The following is a 16,496-nucleotide window of genomic DNA, read 5'->3' as shown; positions in this document are numbered from 1 at the left end:
ATGCAGGATCGCGTTATTGGCGTCGGCGTCATCGGCTGCGGCGAGATCGCCCAGCTGATGCACTTGCCTTATCTCATGGAGTTGCCGGCGTTTCGCATCGCCGCCTTATGCGACATCTCTCCCGGCACGGTCGACAAGGTCGCGGAACATTATGGCGTCACTGCCAGATATACGGACCATCGCGCGCTGCTTGCCGATCCGAATGTCGATGCGGTCGTGATCTGCACCTACGATCATGGCGAGATGGTTGCCGATGCAATCCGCGCCGGCAAGCACCTGATCGTCGAGAAGCCGCTTGCCTTCACGCCCGAGGAGGCGCGCCCGCTGGTCGAGCAGGCCGAGCGGAGCGGCCTCGTCGCCCTTGTCGGCTACATGAAATTCTATGATCCCGGCTATGAGATCGGGCTGGAGCGCATCGCCGCCATCGGCCGGCCGAAATCGATCCATGTCCACGATTTCGCGGGCCGTTTCGACCGTTATGGCCAACTCTACACGCAGACCAGGGTCACCGACGTGCCGGCCGATGTGTTGGCGGCGGGACGCGAAACGGTCGCTCGGCGCATCGAGGCGGCGCTCGGTGTGGACCATGCCGGCTATCGCGATCTCTATCTTGTACTGCTCAGCCTCGCTAGCCACGACCTTGCCGTCATGCGCGGCGCTTTCGGCACGCCGGACTGCGTCGTGCATGCACAGCAGACCGGTCCCAACCAGCTGCTGGCCGTGCTCGATTATGGCGGCGTCCCTTGCCTCTTCGACATGGCGCTTGCCCAGTATGAATGGTGGGACGAGTGGATCCACGTGCATGGCGAGCGCGACGAGGTGCGGATCGAATTCCAGAACCCCTATTTCCGCAATGCCTCGGCGACTGTCCGGCTACGTGAAACGACAGGCGAGGCTGCATCCGAACGCGTTTTGCCTGGCGTTCCGGATACGTCGTTCCGCCGCGAATGGCTGCATTTCGCTGATTGCATTCTTGCCGGCGTTAAGCCGCGCACGCCGCTTTCGGGCGGGCTCGCCGATCTCGATCTTGCCGTTCGGATCATCCAGGCAATGCCGCCGAAAAGACTTTAGCGAAATTTCGGAAACGCACCGCCATCAGGGGCGTTGGCCCAGCTCTGCAGGGTCTGGCCGCCGTCGATCAGCCAATCCACGCCTGTGACGTGCCTCGCCTCGTCCGAGGCCAGGAAAGCCACGGCGGCCGCGACATCGTCCGGCTGGCCGATGCGGCGCAATGGAATGCGGTCGGCGAAATGCTGGACGCTGCTCTTGAATTCGCCGTCACCGGAAGCCGGCACGCCAAGCGTCGTCTCGATCACGCCGGGGCAAATGGCATTGACGCGTATGCCGTAGGGCGCGGCATCGAGCGCCGCAACCCGCGTCAGGCCGACCACGCCGTGTTTGGAAGCGACATAGCCGGCACCGCCCGAAAGGACGTCCCAACCGGCCATGGATGAGCCCATGTTGACGATCGAGCCACCGGTCCCCGCCTTGATCATCGCCCGAAGCGATGCCTGCAGGACGAGGAAGATACCGCGCAGATTGATACGGATGGTCGTATCCCAGTCCTCGACCGGCAGGTCGTGAACGGGAGCGACGACGCCGGAAATGCCGGCATTGTTGAACGCCACGTCGAGGCCGCCGAACGTCTCGACGGTCGCCTCGACGGCGCGCCGCACATCCGCTTCATCGGTGACGTCGGCTTCGATGGCAATGGCGTTTTCACCCAGTGAGCGAGCCAGTTGCTGCGCCGCCGCGCCATTGCGATCGACAATGGCGACGCGCGCGCCTTCGTCAAGGAAACGCCGCACCGCCGCGCCGCCGATCGCGCCGGCGCCGCCAGTGACAAGGATCTTCTTCTGGTCGAATCGTTTCATGCCCCGGTCTCCGGCTTTGGATAGGAACGCCATGAATATTGTGGTTCGAAGCCGATCGTTTCGCGCGCATTGACCGTGTCGAGCACGGCGCCAAAGCCGGCGATCGGCCGCGATAGAGCGACATCGGGATAGACCCGGCGCACGAGCGCTTCGGTTTCCTCTTCCATGAAGGTGTCGGCGGCGCTGAGCAGGACGCGCAGATGGCCGTCGCCTTGCCATTCAAGCGCCCGCAGGAAGCCCTGCCCGGCGTCGCGCGCGTCGAGATAGGCCCACAGGTCGCGGGCACTGTCGGCAGTGGCGCGGCGCGGCCCGACGCCCTCGAAAAATGAACCCGGCGTCTGGATCCACGGCATACGGATACTGACCGCCGAAAAGGCGCCGCGGCGCACCGCCGCGTCGACGATTTCCTCGCCCAGCCATTTCGACAGGCCGTACGGATCCTGCGCGCCGACCGGGTGGTCCAGGTCGACCGGCAGATAGGGCGGCCGCACAGGTTTTTCGAAAAAGGGATAGCCGAAAACGCTGAAGGATGAGGCATAGATGAAGCGCCTGGCGCCGGCCATGGCGGCTGCCTCGACCACATTGTAGGCGGTCGCGATGTTGGTCTTGAACACCTCGCCGCCGGCCCGACCGGTCGGCCGCGGAATGGCCGCGACATGCACAGCGGCATCGCAATCGCGCACCAGCTGCAGTGTCGATCCCAGATCGGTCAAATCGGCGGTTGCGTGGCGCCATGCGACCTCACCCGGCACCACGGCGTCGACACCAAGCACATCGTGGCCGGCCGCAACCAGAGCCTCGGCCACATGGCGGCCAAGCAGGCCGCTGGCTCCGGTGACGATGGTTTTCATATCTCGGCCTCGGCTCCGCAATTCAGCGGCTTGAATATCATTGATGGTCATACAAATCGAGCACATGCCTGACAAGCGTTGTCAAGGCCATTTCGCGATGGGCAAATAGCGCATACGCTTGTCGGAGCGCGGTGCGCAAGGCCGACCAGCACGCTTTGCGTCGAACGGGATTGACTTGGCATCCACTAGGGTTTTTTGTATGAGCATCAACGATCGGTCAAAGGAGCTCGCCATGTCCGTGGACAGTTTTTCCTCACATCGGCACGATGATGCGGTGCGCCTCGATCCACGCCGTGCGGCCATTATCGTCATCGATATGGTCAATGAGTTCTGCAAGCCCGGCGGGGCCATGGTCCTGCCTGGGTACGAGACGCTGGTCGCGCCGCAACTGGCCGTGATCGAGGCCGCGCGCGCCGCCGGCGTGCCGGTGATCTGGGTCCATGACAGCCACCGGCCGGGCATGCGACGCGAGCGCGAATGGCTGAAGCGCACACCGCATTGCCTGGATGGAAGCTGGGGGCCGGAGATCATCGAGGATCTCGGCGCCCGCGCTGATGAGATCCATGTCATCAAGCGGCGCTACTCGGCCTTCTTTCAAACCGACCTCGACCTGACGCTGAAAGACATGCAGGTCGACCAGTTGGTCATTTTCGGCGTGGTCACCAACATCTGCGTGCGCTCGACCGTCCATGATGCCTTTTTTCAGGGCTATGAGGTGGTGGTGCCAAGCGATTGCTGCGCAGCGACGGGACCGCGCGAGCAGGAAAGCTCGCTCTACGACATAGCGACCCATTTCGGCGTGGTCAGCGATTCGGCTGATGTCGTCGCAGCCCTCCGCGACGGGACGTCGCTTCAACCAGCGGAGGTCGCGGCTTGAGCTTTTCCAAACCGGCGACATCCGAGACAGCGGCGATAGGAGTCCGGTGTGACGACTGAAAAGAAACCGCAATCCGAAAAAGGCGCGACCTCGAAAACGCCGAGCGGCGATGCACCCCCGAGCCGCGAGCAAGTGCTGCAGCAATACGCCGAGACCGGCTATGAACTGGACCGTCACCCGGCGCACGTCATCCGCCGGGCGCATCAGCGCGCGACACTGCGCTTCCAGCAGGTCATGGCCGGTGAAGACCTTTCGCCAACGCAATTCGCGGCGCTCGCCACGATCCTCAAACATGGCGAAGTCTCGCAGAACCATCTCGGCCGGCTGACGGCGATGGACCCGTCGACCATCAGCATCGTCATGCGCAAGCTGCTCAAACACGGGCTGATCACGCGCAGCGCCTCCGAAACCGACCAACGCCTGACGATGATCGCGCTGACCAGCAAAGGGACCCACTATACGCTGGAACGGCTCGAACGCAGTGTCGAGGTCGGGCGGCGGTTCCTGTCGCCGCTCTCACCGGCTGAGCAGGCGACGCTGCTTCGCCTGCTCCAGCGCATCAACGACGACGACCCATCGAATGGCGACGGCGGCAAATAAGCCGCGTCCAGTTTTTTTCCATAACAGCAAAAGTGAGAACCGATGTCGTCCGACCCCCAGTCGTCTGCCAACACGCTCGTCGTCCGCAATATCGGTCTCATGCTGAGTGGCGATCTCGGCCAGCCGATCATCGACGCCGACACCATCGTCGTGACCGACGGGCGCATATCAGGCATTGGCAAGGCGGATAACGTCGACAGCGGCAATGCGACAACAATCATCGATGCGATGGGCTGCGCGGTCGCACCAGGGCTTATCGACAACCACGCCCATCCAGTGGCCGGCGACTGGACGCCACGGCAGAACCAGATCGGCTGGATGGATTCGACCGTGCATGGCGGCGTCACCACGATCATTTCGGCTGGCGAGGTCCACACACCGGGCCGACCGCGCGATCTTGTCGGGCTGAAGGCGTTGGCGATCGCGGCGCAGCGCACCTTCTCCAACTTCCGTCCGAACGGCATGAAGATCCTGGCCGGGGCACCGATCCTGGAACCCGGCCTTACCGAGGAAGACTTCCGCAGTCTCGCCGAGGCCGGCGTGACACTTGTCGGCGAGGTCGGACTTGGCGGCGTCAAGGACGGTCCGACCGGCCGGCAGATGATCGCCTGGGCGCGCAAATACGGCATGACCTCCATGACCCACACGGGCGGTCCGTCACTGCCCGGTTCCGGCCGTATCGGCGCGGATGTCGTGCTGGAGGTCGACGCCGACATCGTCGCCCACGTCAATGGCGGGCCAACCGCCCTGCCCGACGCGGAAATACGGCAGATCTGCGAGAAGGGTTCGAGGGCGCTTGAGATCGTCCACAACGGCAATCTGCGCACCGGACTGTTCGTGCTCGACCTGGCAAGGCAGCGCGGCGAACTTTCGCGCGTCATCCTCGGCACCGACAGCCCGGCCGGATCCGGCGTGCAGCCGCTCGGCATCCTGCGAACCCTGACTATGCTGGCTTCGCTGGGCGGTATTGCGCCGGAAGTGGCGTTCTGTTTTGCCAGCGGCAACACGGTGCGCGTGCGCGGACTGGATGATCGCGGCATCATCGAGGTCGGGCGCGCCGCCGACCTGATCTTCATGGATCAAGCGATCGGCGGTGCCGGCGACGGGCTGCTCGACAGCGTGGCGCTCGGCAATCTTCCAGGCATTGGCATGGTCGTGATCGACGGCGAGGTGCGGGCAGGCCGCAGCCGCAACACCCCGCCGGCGATACGGGTGCCGGAAATCGTCCCCAGTTGACGACGTTCAGGGTATGTTGAGGTTCAGGTTGCGACGAGCCGTTATATGCGCGAAGTTTTTGCTGCCTCGGCCAGCTCGGCCATCAGCTTGCTAGCGGAACGCAGTTTTTCTTTGCCCAAGCGATTGGACAGTTCCGCTTTAGCCAAGTTCCACAACGGGAGCGCATCGACGACAAGCTTGCGCCCAGATATCGTTAGGCCAATCTGCTTTCCCAAGCGGCCGCGTCCGCCCTTTGAATGAACCAAAAGTTGCCCTTCCAAGTTCTGAAGATTTCGGCTCAGGGTCGTCGGGTCGACTCCCGCGCTGTTCGCAAGATCGACGAGTGTCGTTCCCTCAACCGCTCCGATGCCCACGAGGAGGCTGAACTGCTCGGCCGTCAGCCCGAGCGGTTTGAAGCAGGCGTTGTAATAGCGCGTGACCGCACGCGCCGTCGCACGAGCCTGAAAGCCCGGACACTCCGCCGCGACGCCTTTCAAAGTTTCCGGATCAAAACCGCTCACGTCCGCCCTCTAGACAATTTCATCCTCGGATAATAGTGTATATGCATTATTAGGAGAATTCCATGCCAGCGTACGTGCATATCAATCTGCGCATCATCGACGCCGCCAAACAGGCGGCTGTCGCTCCGCGCTTTCAAGCGGCTCTGCAAGAGGCCGGCGGGCGCATCTTACATTTCGGCCCTGTTGCGCAGGTTCTTGAGGGCGAGGACGCGCCGCTCCCGATGGCCGGCGTATTTGAATTTGCAACCCTCGCTCAAGCGCTGGCGTTCTACAATTCCGAGAGATACGCGCCGATCAAGGCCGAGCGTCGGGAAGCCCAAGAGGCACGGATGTTCATAGTCGAAACCGGCTAAGAACGCCCTCGTCGAGTTGCATCATTTCGGACGCCAAACAGAACTCATCCGACGGCTGGAAACTGAACTCCGGTTCTATTTCTTCGACTTTTTTGTGTGTCGCAAATATCTTTATTTCTCAGAACCGGAGCGCAGCGTACTTTCGGGTACGCGAGCACGGGAAGCGCAGGAAATCAACGTTTGCAGGCCGGCATCGCCTGAATGTCGGTTATCCTAGCTGACGCCGTCCTTGCCGACGACCTTGTCTTTGGTCAGTCCGCCGACGCGCGGGTGCGGCCTGCCGGAATCGGTGACGGCGATAGCGACGACGATCTCGTCGGCACGCGGTGCGTCGGGAACACGAACCTCCATGCCGTCGAAATGGCTGCGCACCCGCGCCGCGTCCTTGTGGCCGAGCGGAATATCGAGCGGCACGCCGAGGCCGCCGCGCTTCTTCGATGAAGGAATGAGCGCGGCGCCCTTGCCGAGCACATCGCGGAACGGGGCGCCGAGCTTTGGATGAAGGATGGCGGCGGCATGTTCGAGCTCGCCATCGGCGCCGACGGCGGCCGCCTTGCCGAAGCTCTCGACCCGGTCGCCGGCAATGCCCAGAGCAGCGACGGCGCGCCTGGGCAAGATTTCGCCCAACGCTTCGCCGATGGCGCTGAGTGCCGACAGATCCTCGACGTAGGTACCCACATAGGGGTTGCGGATGACCGCAATGGCTGCGGCACGCCGCGTCGGCGGATCGACAGGCCGCCCGCCTTCGATCCGGGTTTCCTCGACGATGGTGATGATACGGCGGATTTCCGGGCTCATCGCAATCCGTCCTCGCCCTTGATGTCGGCGGCGGCAAGGCCGCCGACCCGTGCATGGACGCGTCCGCCGGTGGTCATCGCCAGGATGACCGCCATTTCGTCGCTGCGCGGCGCATCGGCAATGCCGATCTCGATCGCATCGAAATGGCTGCGCACATAGGAGGCGTTTATGTGCGTGATCGGGATGTCGATGCGCGTTCCGGGGCCGCCGACTTTCTTGGTCGAAGGCACGATCGCCTTGGCATTGCCGAGCAGTTCGCGCATCGCGTAGCCGCCCGGATTGTGCCAGAGCGCGCCATGTTCAAGCTCGCCGGCGGCGCCGACTATGGCACCCTTGCCATAACCTTCGATGGCCTGGCCGCCCTCACCAATGGCGTCGATCAGGCGCCGAGCCATATCGAGACCGAGCGGCTTCAGGTCTTCCATGAAGCCGGTGATCTCTTCGACATAGCGTCCGGCAAAAGGGTTGGCGATGACCGCGACGATCGCGCCTCGCTTGAGCGGGCGTGCCGCGTGGGGTCCGCCCTCATGGAATATCTCTTCGATCTGAACCAGAAATTTCCTGACCACCACAGCCGGCATTGTTCTCTTCCTTCATCCCGCCGTTCATAAAACTCGTTAGAGTATCAACAATTATGCCTATCGACATTTGTCAAGCACAGACGTCGGGCAAGCGGACGAAGGGCCAAGAAAACTGCATCGGATGACGATTGACAGCCTGTTAAGCCGCTCCTAAACTCATATGACCATCAACGAACTCGCCGTTGTCCCGGCGATGTGTGGGGGATGGTCAAAGCGTGGCTTCAAAAGCTGAAAAAAGCTGAAGGGGAATGACATGAAAAGGGCGCTCAAGAGTTTATTCCTGGCCGGCACGATGCTTGCCATTTCGTTCGGACCGGCCGCCGCACAGGCCAAGGTTTCCGTGGCCGCCATCTCGGGATACTTTGCACAGGGTTTTGGCGTTTCGATCGTCAACGGCCTCAACAAGGCCAAGACCGATTTCGGCATCGATCTCAAGCTGGTCGACACCGGCAATCGCGCGCTCGACTACCAGCAGCAGTTCGAGAATCTTGCCAAGGGCAAACAGTACGACCTGATCTTCGTGATGGGCTGGGAGCTGGTGGACTCGCTGCAAAAGGTCAGCGCCGAATATCCTGACCAACGCTTCGTGTTCATCGATGGCGTCCTCGACAACCCCAAGATGATCTACGCCAATTTCGCCGAGGAGCAGGGATCCTTCGTCGCCGGCGCGCTTGCCGGCATGATCGAAGCCAAGGGCACCGCCTTCGACAAGATCGGCGACGGCAAGGCCATCGGCTTTGTCGGCGGCCGCGATATCCCGGTGATCCGCAACTTCCTGGGCGGCTACGAGCAAGGCGCCAAATATGCCGCGCCCGACGTCAAGGTGAACTCCGTCTTCGCCGGAACCTTCGACGACCCGGCCAAGGGAAGCGAACTTGCCCAGGCGCTTTACGGCCAAGGCTCCGACATTGTCTACAACGTCGCCGGCCCGACGGGTGAAGGCGTGATGCAGGCAAGTGCCGCGGTCGACAAATATTCGATCGGCGTCGACATCGACATGTGCGGCTCGGCCCCCGGAAATGTGCTCGCCAGCATGCTGAAGCGCGGCGACATCGCCGTCTATACGCTGATCAAGGACGAGGTCGAGGGCCGCAAGATCACCGCCGGCACCCGCACTTTCGACCTCGCCTCGGGCGGTGTCGAGGTCAAGGTCTGCGATGACATCGCCGCCAAGATCCCGGCAGAGATGACCGCCAAGCTCGACGAGATCAAAAAGGGCATCGTCGACGGCAAGATCGTGATCGCCAAGGCGAAATAAGCCAACACCAGCGCCTCCCTCCCAAGAAAGCGCTAGACTGATCCGCCGCGGCTTGCCGCGGCGGATCAGTGTCCAATCTGCGAGAGCCATGTTGTCGAACACGCCGGGGTCGCCGACCCTCCACAGCAATGCCGCGATGGCCGTCGAGTTGACTGGCATCACCAAGCGTTTTGGCGCATTCGTCGCCAATGACGGCATCGATCTTGCGGTCCGCCGCGGCGAGATCCACGCCATCATCGGCGAGAACGGTGCCGGCAAGACGACGCTGATGAACATCCTGTTCGGCCTCTTGCAGCCGGACGAAGGCTCGATCCGGCTGAACGGTGAAGAGATCGTGATCGCCGACCCGTCCGTGGCGATAAAGGCCGGCCTCGGCATGGTTCACCAGCATTTCAAGCTGGTTCCCTCGCTCTCGGTTGCCGACAACGTCTTTCTCAGCATGGAAATCCGTCGCCATGGACTGATCGACCACGCTGCGCAGGTGGCGCGAACGCGCGACCTGTCGAAGCGCTTCGGCCTGCAGGTCGATCCGACCGAGCGCGTCGGGTTGCTCTCGGTCGGCATAGAACAGCGCATCGAAATCCTGAAGGTCCTGGTGCGCGGCGCGCGCACCATCATCCTCGATGAACCGACCGCCGTGCTGACGCCGCAGGAGAGCCGTGAATTGTTCCAGACGTTGCGCAGCTTCGTGGCCGAAGGCATGACGGTGATCTTCATTTCGCACCACCTGGAAGAGGTGATGGAAGTGTCCGACACGGTGACGGTGCTGCGCAACGGCAGGAAGGTGGCGACCCGGCCGACGGCCGAGCTCAGCAAGGACGAGTTGGTGCACATGATGGTCGGCCGCGAAGTGAGCTTCGACCGCCGGCCGCGCGCTTCGCTGCACGGCGACGTAGTGCTCGAAGTGAAGGATCTGTGGGCGCGCGACGATCGCCTGCTGCCGGCTCTTCGCGATGCCAGTTTCACGGTCCGCTCCGGCGAGGTGGTGGGAATCGCGGGTGTGGCCGGCAATGGACAGACGGAGCTGGCGGAAGTGCTTTCGGGCCTGCGGCCGGCAAGCCATGGCGGGGCCTGGCTGAAGGGCCAGAATCTCACCGATCTCTCGCCCGCCGCGATCCGCCAGGCAGGCCTCGCCCATGTTCCAGGCGACCGCATGGTACGCGGGGTCGATCGCAACGCTTCGATAGCGGCCAACACCCTGATGGGCCGCCAGCATCGCGCACCATGGAGTCGTGGCGGCATGCTCAACTGGAATGCCATAAATCAAAACGCCGAAACGCTGATCAAGAGCTTCGATATTCGCGCGCGCGGACCGAGCGATGCGGTCAAGCGGCTTTCGGGCGGAAACATCCAGAAGGTCGTTCTGGCACGCGAATTCACCGATGGCGCCGATTTCCTGCTGATCGACCAGCCGACGCGCGGCGTCGACATCGGCGCCCAGGAGGCCATTCATGACGAGATCATGCGCCAGCGCGCCGCCGGCCGCGCGATCCTGGTGATTTCCGTGCAACTCGACGAACTGGCCGCCCTTGCCGACCGCATCCTGGTGATGTTCAACGGGCGGATCATGGGCGAGGTCTCTGGCGATGACGCCGACGAGGAGCGCATCGGCATGATGATGGCAGGCGTGGCCGCGCCGGAATTCGCCGCGGAGACCGCATCATGAAAGACCATTTGCATGCCGTTTCCGGCCAGGTCATCGCCATCGGCGTGGCACTGCTGATGGGCGCGATCATCATCCTCATGGTCGGCGAAAGCCCGGTGCGTGTGTTCATGACACTGTTGCGCGGCGCCTTCGGCGATCAGGAGAAGATTGCCGGGACCTTGCTGCAGACGACGCCGATCCTGATCTGCGGTGTCGCTGCCTGCATCGGCTTGCGCGGCGGCATGTTCAACGTCGGCATCGAGGGCCAGCTGTTCCTCGGCGGCTTCGCCGCCGCCTGGGTCGGCTTTGCCATGCCCCTGCCCGCGGGCATTCACACGCTGGCAGCACTGGCGCTGGCGGTCGTGGCGGGGGCGGCCTGGGTCGCCATCCCCGCCTATTTCCGCGCCCGCTACAACACCAACGAGGTCGTCTCGACGATCCTGTCGAACTACGTGGCGGTGCTGCTCACATCCTATTTCACCATCTTCCTGTTCAAGCGGCCGGGCGGCTGGTCGGAGACGCCGCCGATCCTGGCGACATCCTATCTGCCGGAGATCTTCGCCTTCTCGCGGTTGAACTGGGGCCTAGTCATTGGCCTGGTGCTGGCGGTCGGCGTAGCCCTTGTCTTCCGCTACACCAGATGGGGTTACGGCGTCACGATGGTCGGTTCGGCGCCGAAATTCGCCGAATATGGCGGCGTCAACGTGAAACGGCAGGGTTTCCTGGTCCTGCTGCTTTCAGGGGCCGTCGGCGGGCTGGCCGGCGGCGTCGAGACGCTCGGCGTCCATCACCGCTTCATGGAAGGATTTGCCCCCGGTTTCGGCTTCGACGGGCTGATCGCCGCCCTGCTTGCCAATGGCTCGCCTGTCGCCACCATCTTCACCGCACTGTTCTTCGGCGCCCTGCGCAACGGATCGCTGCTGCTTGAGGTCGACACCAGCGCGTCGCGCGAGATCATCACCGTGATCCAGGCGCTGATCATCCTCAGCGTGTCGGCCCAGGTGCTGGTGAGAAAGCGCGGCGACAGCCAGGCAGGGGAGCGGCGATGGAAATTCTAGACAAGCTCATCAACGTCGCGCTGATCGCGGCGACGCTTCGCACCACCGCGCCCATCCTTCTGGTCGCGCTTGGCGGCTCGTTCACCACCAAGGCCGGCATCTTCAACATCGGCCTCGAGGGGCAGATGCTGGTCGGCGCCTTCTTCGCCGTCCTTGGTTCGATCTGGACCGGTTCCGCACTGGCGGGCGTCGCCTGCGGCGTTGCGGCGGCGCTCGTCTTCGCCCTGGTTTTTGCTGTCCTGGTGGTGAGCTTCAAGGCCAATGAAGTTGTCGTCGGGCTGGCGCTCAACATCCTGGCCGGCGGCATGACGATCTCGCTGATGAAAGCGATCTTCGGCACGCGCGGTTCGATCGTCGGTCACGGCATCGTCGGCCTGCCGAAAGTCCAGCTGCCCGGCGCCCGCGACCTTCTCGGCTCCTGGGCGCCGCTGATCTCCGGCTTCACGCCGCTCGTCTATGCCGCCTTCATCGCCGTGCCGCTGCTGGTCGTCTGCTACAACAGGACGCGGCTCGGCCTCTATATCCGCGTCGTCGGCGAAAAGCCGGAAGCCGCCGAGGCGCTTGGCATCTCGATCACCCGCGTCCGCTACATCGCATCCCTGCTGTGCGGATTGCTGGCGGGCCTCGCCGGCGCGCATCTGTCCCTCGGCTACATCACCATGTTCACCGAAAACATGTCGTCGGGCCGTGGTTTCATGGCGGTGGCGATCCTGATCTTTTCCAACGGCGATCCGCTGAAGGTGCTGGCCGGCTGCCTGCTGTTCGGCTTCGCCGATGCCTTTTCGTTGCGCCTGCAGACGTTTGGCTATCCGTCCTACCTGGTTCTCACCGTCCCCTATGTCGTCGCGCTGATCGCATTGTTCGCGCTGTCCTACCGGGCGCGCCCGAGGATCATCGCGGAGACGCTGGAATCGATGCGGAAACTGCTGTCGGTAGACAGGAACACCGAACCCGGCGGCAAAAATCCCCAGTGAAGGAAGCCTTTATGGAACGCATAATCCTCGACGTGGATTCAGCCGGCGACGATATTCTCGCCGTGCTGTTTGCAGCGGTCAATCCCAAACTCCGGCTCGAGGGCGTGACCACCGTGACCGGTGCGGCCGGCCCGATCGAACAGGTCACCAACGTCGTCCTCAACACGCTGACGCTCGCCGGGCGTGACGACATCCCGGTTCACGCCGGCGCGTGGCGGCCGATCGTCGGCAACGCCAAGGCCGACATGGAGGCGCCGGTGCATTTCGAAAAGCGGCTCGTTGCCCGCTTCGGCGATCGCCTGAAGAAGTTCAACCCGCCGGCGCCGACGCCGGTGCGGCAGGCCACGTCGGGACATGCGGTCGATTTCATAATCGAGACGGTCATGGCCAATCCGGGCGAGATCACGCTGGTGACGACCGGCCCGCTGACCAACGCGGCGATGGCGCTGTTGCAGGAGCCGCGATTGACCGGTGCACTCAAGCGGCTGATCGTGCTCGGCGGCAATTTCCAGACGCCGGGCAACATCACACCCCTGTCGGAATACAACATCTGGGCCGATCCGGAGGCGTCGCGCATCGTGCTCAACGCCGATGTCGAGAAGATCCTCGTCCCCCTCGACATCTGCGAGGACAACCGCGTCGCCGACTCGATGCTGACGCGCGACGACATCGCCGACATGCAGGCCGTCGCCAGGGACAATCCCGTCCTTGAGATGATCGCCGACAGCTTCCCGATCTACATCGACATCTGGCGCGAATTCTTCGACCTCGTCGGGTTCCCGATGGATGACGTGATCACCGTGGCGCTGGCTTTCGATCCCGGCCTGGCGACGATGACCGAGCCGCTGTTCGCCGACGTCGTGCTCGACGGCCGGCTGGCGCGCGGCCAGACCGTCGCCTATCGCGGCCGGCAATTGCTGCCCGGCGGCGGGCCCAAGACCACCCGCATCTGCACCGGCCTGGACGGCCGGCGTTTCCTCGACGGCTTCAAGAAAACCATAGCGCGCTACGAGCGGGCGGCGTGAAAGACGACATGATGACCAAGCCAACTCCTATCCTGTTCGACTGCGACCCCGGCCACGACGACGCCATCGCGCTGGTCATGGCGCATCGCTCGCCGGCCATCGAACTCATCGGCGTCACCACGACCTGCGGCAATGCGGAGGTCGAGAAGACGACCGCCAATGCCTTGCGCATCCTGGAGTATATCGGCGCCGGCGACGTGCCTGTCGCGCAGGGCTGCCACCGTCCGCTGGCGCGCCCGCTGGTGCTCGGCACCGCCGATGGCCCGAGCGGGCTCGAGGGCTCGCCCTACCTGCCGCAGGCGACGATCAAGCCGGTTGACCAGCATGCCGTCGATTTCCTGGCCGACAGGCTGCGCGCCGCGCCCGAACCGATCCTGGTCGTTGCCACCGGCCCGCTCAGCAATATCGGCCTGATGATCCTCAAGCATCGCGACGTGCTGCCCAAGATCAAGGAACTGATCTGGATGGGCGGCGTGTTCTACCGCAAGAGCGAGATCATCACGCCGACCGAATTCAACGCGTTCTGCGATCCCGAAGCGCTGAAGATCGTGCTGGACAGCGGCGTGCCGATCCTGATGGTCGGCCTCGACGTCACCATGCAGGTGCTGATCGAGGCGCCGCAATATGCCGAACTCGCCACCATCGACACGCCGCTCGGCCGGCTCGTCAACGACTGGCTGCTGTTCTACGAGAAGCTGCACCGCAACTCGATGGGCGTCGGCGGCGCCATGCACGATCCGCTGGCGCTGGCGCTGGCCATCGACCCGACTTTGGTGCGCACGCGCCCTGCCCATATCGGCGTCGATCTGTCCGGCACCTACGCCTTCGGCGCGACCATCGCCGACTACTGGGGCGAGCGCGGTGAAAAGGACAATGCCCGCATCGCCCATGAGGTCGACGCGGACCGCTTCTTCAAGCTGATGTTCGATCTCCTGCGGGACTGAACATCCAACGGACTGAGGGTTAGCGGAACAGATATTTCGAGACTTCCGGGTTGCCGCGACGCCACATCACATTGTCCAGGAAGTAGTGGTGCACGTTGATGAATATCCACGCGATGAAGAGGAAAAGCGACGAGCCGAGCACCTGTTTGTCGTAGGGAACCAGGGCACTCAGCGCCATCGGCACGAGCCAGAAACCGAGAGCACCGAGAATTGTGCCGGCGACGATGAATATCAGCACCCGCAGCCTGTACATCGGCCCAAGAATGGACAGCACCCTGAATTCCGGATCCTTGACGGCATCCGCGCGGTCGCGCTCGACATTGGTCTGGTAACGCCAGACGACCGCCAGATACTGCAACGAATGGAGCGCCGGCACCACGAGCAGCCAAAGCGGATTTAGAGCCACGAACAGAATCCAGGCATAGAGCGACACGACGTAAGCGACGACGCCGTTATACGGCAGCGCGCCGCCATGTTTGCGCCAGCGATTGACGAACATCACGGCGGTGGCCGCCGAGGAGGCAGCGGCGACCGCGAGCGCGATGTTGAGGAGCCAGGGCGGGACAGCGAATGTGTAGTAGTCCAGGCCCCAGTACTGCCTTTCGGTGATCACCACGTTTGTCTGGAGCCAGGCGAACAGCCACACGGCATATCCGTTGAACAGCAGCGCTTTCTTGTCCTGGTCGCTGAAGAATTTGCGCTTCAGCACCGCGTCCACCATCAGCATGCCATAGCCTTGCTTGACGTAGTGCCAGCCGACGAAAAAGCCCATCGCGTTGGTGGCATATCCCAGCAGGCGGGCGTTGCCGGTTACGGAGCCATAGGCGAAGAAAGCGACCATGATCATTGGGACGGCAATGCCCGCGATGATGTAGCGGATCTGGAGACTTCTGTCGTATCCGTCACCGCGCACCTTGCGTGCGAAATTGCGATAGAAAATCTGGTAGGAATGGGCAAAGTGCGGCTGGTTGATGAGATGCGACAGCAAGAACGCCGCCAGCGCCACGACGCCCTCATATTTGAGCGGCACGAAATACAGGATCGGCAGGATCAGGAACGCGCTCCCGCCAAGCATGAAAAAATCGACGAACGGACCGAACAGATATTTCTGTGGAGGCGCCGCGACCGAGACCGGAGCATCCGCCGAAAGGTGAAGCGCCATGCTGCCTTCTCCCTGTGATTGTTATTTAGCCATCACCCTGATAGGAATTTTTTCTTGACTCCCTGCACTCAGCTATAGTACATTTTTGCCCATGGTGCTGATTTGCGCCAGCGACCCGCCGCACAGGCGGGTTTTTTGTTTGTTCCGTCAGCCAGCGCGCCGGCGAAGGCTTCGGGGAAGTGTCGATCGCAGCGCGTTCAGCCGCGCGAACTATCGAGGTCAGTTGAGCTGATTGAGGATCCCAGAACTGCTCGCCAGGATCAAGCTCTTGTAGATCAGGAACGCCAGCGTACAGATCGCGGCCAGCGAGATCGGCACGCCGAACGGCACCATGCCCTTGCGGTCCAGATGCTGGACGATGAGCCGAAAAGCACCCGCTGGCAGCAGGAAGGGGTTTTTCACGATCGCCGCGGTGGCCAAGGCGAAAACCAGGAGCAGCACCGAAAACACCGCGAGAGCGCCGCCGCTGATCAGGAATGGCACGACTGCTATTAGCTTGACATCGCCGGCGCCGATCTTGCGCAACGCCCAGAAGGGCAAGAACGCCACGAACAACAAAAGCCCTGCACCGGCGCTCAGTCCCATGTCCCACCACGACCCGGACTGGAGCGAGAGCAGCAACAAGCCCCCGGCGCCCAGGCAGAGCAGCAGCAGCACGTCGCGATTGGAAATCTTCTGGGTGGTGAAATCGACCCAGGCAATCCTTGCCAGCAGAGGGATTGCGAGCACCTTCAGCAGCAGGGCCTCGACGAGCAGCATG

At 63.0% G+C, this 16,496-nt stretch carries 18 protein-coding genes; 11 read left to right on the top strand and 7 right to left on the bottom strand.

Features of this window, described 5'->3' with window-relative positions; all coding sequences use genetic code 11:
- Positions 1–1,071 carry a Gfo/Idh/MocA family oxidoreductase gene (locus tag MESCI_RS12485; protein ID WP_013530306.1) on the top strand — a complete coding sequence of 357 codons (1,071 nt, stop codon included), beginning with the start codon at positions 1–3 and terminating at the stop codon, positions 1,069–1,071.
- Here the strand turns inward: MESCI_RS12485 and MESCI_RS12480 are convergent.
- On the bottom strand, positions 1,068–1,874 hold the full coding sequence (locus tag MESCI_RS12480; RefSeq protein WP_013530305.1) for an SDR family NAD(P)-dependent oxidoreductase: 807 nt from the start codon (positions 1,872–1,874) through the stop codon (positions 1,068–1,070). The genes MESCI_RS12485 and MESCI_RS12480 overlap by 4 nt on opposite strands.
- Positions 1,871–2,725: an NAD-dependent epimerase/dehydratase family protein gene (locus tag MESCI_RS12475; protein WP_013530304.1), complete on the bottom strand. Its 855-nt coding sequence runs from the start codon at positions 2,723–2,725 to the stop codon at positions 1,871–1,873. Before MESCI_RS12475 ends, MESCI_RS12480 begins: the two co-directional genes overlap by 4 nt.
- Positions 2,726–2,957: 232 nt before the next feature.
- On the opposite strand from MESCI_RS12475, the gene MESCI_RS12470 reads away from it, so the two are divergent.
- Genes MESCI_RS12470 through MESCI_RS12460 form a run of 3 tightly spaced genes read left to right on the top strand, consistent with a single transcriptional unit; the run spans position 2,958 to position 5,438 of the window.
- Positions 2,958–3,602 carry a cysteine hydrolase family protein gene (locus tag MESCI_RS12470; protein ID WP_013530303.1) on the top strand — a complete coding sequence of 215 codons (645 nt, stop codon included), beginning with the start codon at positions 2,958–2,960 and terminating at the stop codon, positions 3,600–3,602.
- Between the two features lie 48 nt (positions 3,603–3,650).
- Positions 3,651–4,202, top strand: coding sequence for a MarR family winged helix-turn-helix transcriptional regulator (locus tag MESCI_RS12465; RefSeq protein ID WP_013530302.1), 552 nt, complete (start codon positions 3,651–3,653; stop codon positions 4,200–4,202).
- Between the two features lie 42 nt (positions 4,203–4,244).
- A complete protein-coding gene (locus MESCI_RS12460) occupies positions 4,245–5,438 on the top strand; it encodes an amidohydrolase family protein (RefSeq protein WP_013530301.1) in 1,194 nt (397 codons plus the stop codon).
- 41 nt (positions 5,439–5,479) lie between these two features.
- Here the strand turns inward: MESCI_RS12460 and MESCI_RS12455 are convergent, their stop codons facing one another.
- Complete coding sequence (locus MESCI_RS12455) at positions 5,480–5,938, bottom strand: MarR family winged helix-turn-helix transcriptional regulator (protein WP_013530300.1); 459 nt, start codon at positions 5,936–5,938, stop codon at positions 5,480–5,482.
- A gap of 62 nt (positions 5,939–6,000) precedes the next feature.
- Here MESCI_RS12455 and MESCI_RS12450 point away from each other — a divergent pair, with 62 nt between their 5' ends.
- Positions 6,001–6,291 carry a DUF1330 domain-containing protein gene (locus MESCI_RS12450; RefSeq protein ID WP_013530299.1) on the top strand — a complete coding sequence of 97 codons (291 nt, stop codon included), beginning with the start codon at positions 6,001–6,003 and terminating at the stop codon, positions 6,289–6,291.
- 213 nt (positions 6,292–6,504) lie between these two features.
- On the opposite strand, the gene MESCI_RS12445 is transcribed toward MESCI_RS12450, so the two are convergent.
- Together MESCI_RS12445 and MESCI_RS12440 are read right to left on the bottom strand one after the other, a co-directional pair.
- Positions 6,505–7,089: an amino acid synthesis family protein gene (locus tag MESCI_RS12445; protein ID WP_013530298.1), complete on the bottom strand. Its 585-nt coding sequence runs from the start codon at positions 7,087–7,089 to the stop codon at positions 6,505–6,507.
- Positions 7,086–7,670: an amino acid synthesis family protein gene (locus MESCI_RS12440; RefSeq protein ID WP_013530297.1), complete on the bottom strand. Its 585-nt coding sequence runs from the start codon at positions 7,668–7,670 to the stop codon at positions 7,086–7,088. The genes MESCI_RS12445 and MESCI_RS12440 overlap by 4 nt, the downstream gene beginning before the upstream one ends.
- Before the next feature lie 253 nt (positions 7,671–7,923).
- Here MESCI_RS12440 and MESCI_RS12435 point away from each other — a divergent pair, with 253 nt between their 5' ends.
- From MESCI_RS12435 to MESCI_RS12410, 6 genes are all read left to right on the top strand, one after another.
- On the top strand, positions 7,924–8,928 hold the full coding sequence (locus MESCI_RS12435) for a BMP family lipoprotein (RefSeq protein WP_013530296.1): 1,005 nt from the start codon (positions 7,924–7,926) through the stop codon (positions 8,926–8,928).
- Positions 8,929–9,016: 88 nt separating this feature from the next.
- Positions 9,017–10,594: an ABC transporter ATP-binding protein gene (locus tag MESCI_RS12430; RefSeq protein ID WP_013530295.1), complete on the top strand. Its 1,578-nt coding sequence runs from the start codon at positions 9,017–9,019 to the stop codon at positions 10,592–10,594.
- Complete coding sequence (locus tag MESCI_RS12425; protein WP_013530294.1) at positions 10,591–11,631, top strand: ABC transporter permease; 1,041 nt, start codon at positions 10,591–10,593, stop codon at positions 11,629–11,631. The genes MESCI_RS12430 and MESCI_RS12425 overlap by 4 nt, the downstream gene beginning before the upstream one ends.
- On the top strand, positions 11,619–12,605 hold the full coding sequence (locus MESCI_RS12420; RefSeq protein WP_013530293.1) for an ABC transporter permease: 987 nt from the start codon (positions 11,619–11,621) through the stop codon (positions 12,603–12,605). The genes MESCI_RS12425 and MESCI_RS12420 overlap by 13 nt, the downstream gene beginning before the upstream one ends.
- 11 nt (positions 12,606–12,616) lie before the next feature.
- Positions 12,617–13,630, top strand: coding sequence for a nucleoside hydrolase (locus MESCI_RS12415; RefSeq protein ID WP_013530292.1), 1,014 nt, complete (start codon positions 12,617–12,619; stop codon positions 13,628–13,630).
- Positions 13,627–14,574, top strand: a complete 948-nt coding sequence (locus tag MESCI_RS12410; protein ID WP_024502284.1) for a nucleoside hydrolase — start codon at positions 13,627–13,629, stop codon at positions 14,572–14,574. The genes MESCI_RS12415 and MESCI_RS12410 overlap by 4 nt, the downstream gene beginning before the upstream one ends.
- 19 nt (positions 14,575–14,593) lie before the next feature.
- On the opposite strand, the gene MESCI_RS12405 is transcribed toward MESCI_RS12410, so the two are convergent.
- Complete coding sequence (locus tag MESCI_RS12405) at positions 14,594–15,736, bottom strand: hypothetical protein (RefSeq protein ID WP_013530290.1); 1,143 nt, start codon at positions 15,734–15,736, stop codon at positions 14,594–14,596.
- Positions 15,737–15,955: 219 nt separating this feature from the next.
- Positions 15,956–16,495 (bottom strand): prepilin peptidase, encoded by a 540-nt coding sequence (locus MESCI_RS12400; RefSeq protein ID WP_013530289.1) that lies wholly within the window; start codon positions 16,493–16,495, stop codon positions 15,956–15,958.
- Position 16,496 lies beyond the last annotated feature (1 nt).

This window comes from Mesorhizobium ciceri biovar biserrulae WSM1271 (assembly GCF_000185905.1).
Classification (GTDB): domain Bacteria; phylum Pseudomonadota; class Alphaproteobacteria; order Rhizobiales; family Rhizobiaceae; genus Mesorhizobium; species Mesorhizobium ciceri.
Note: the sequence above shows the minus strand (reverse complement) of the source record. Positions and strands in the feature narration are given on the sequence as shown.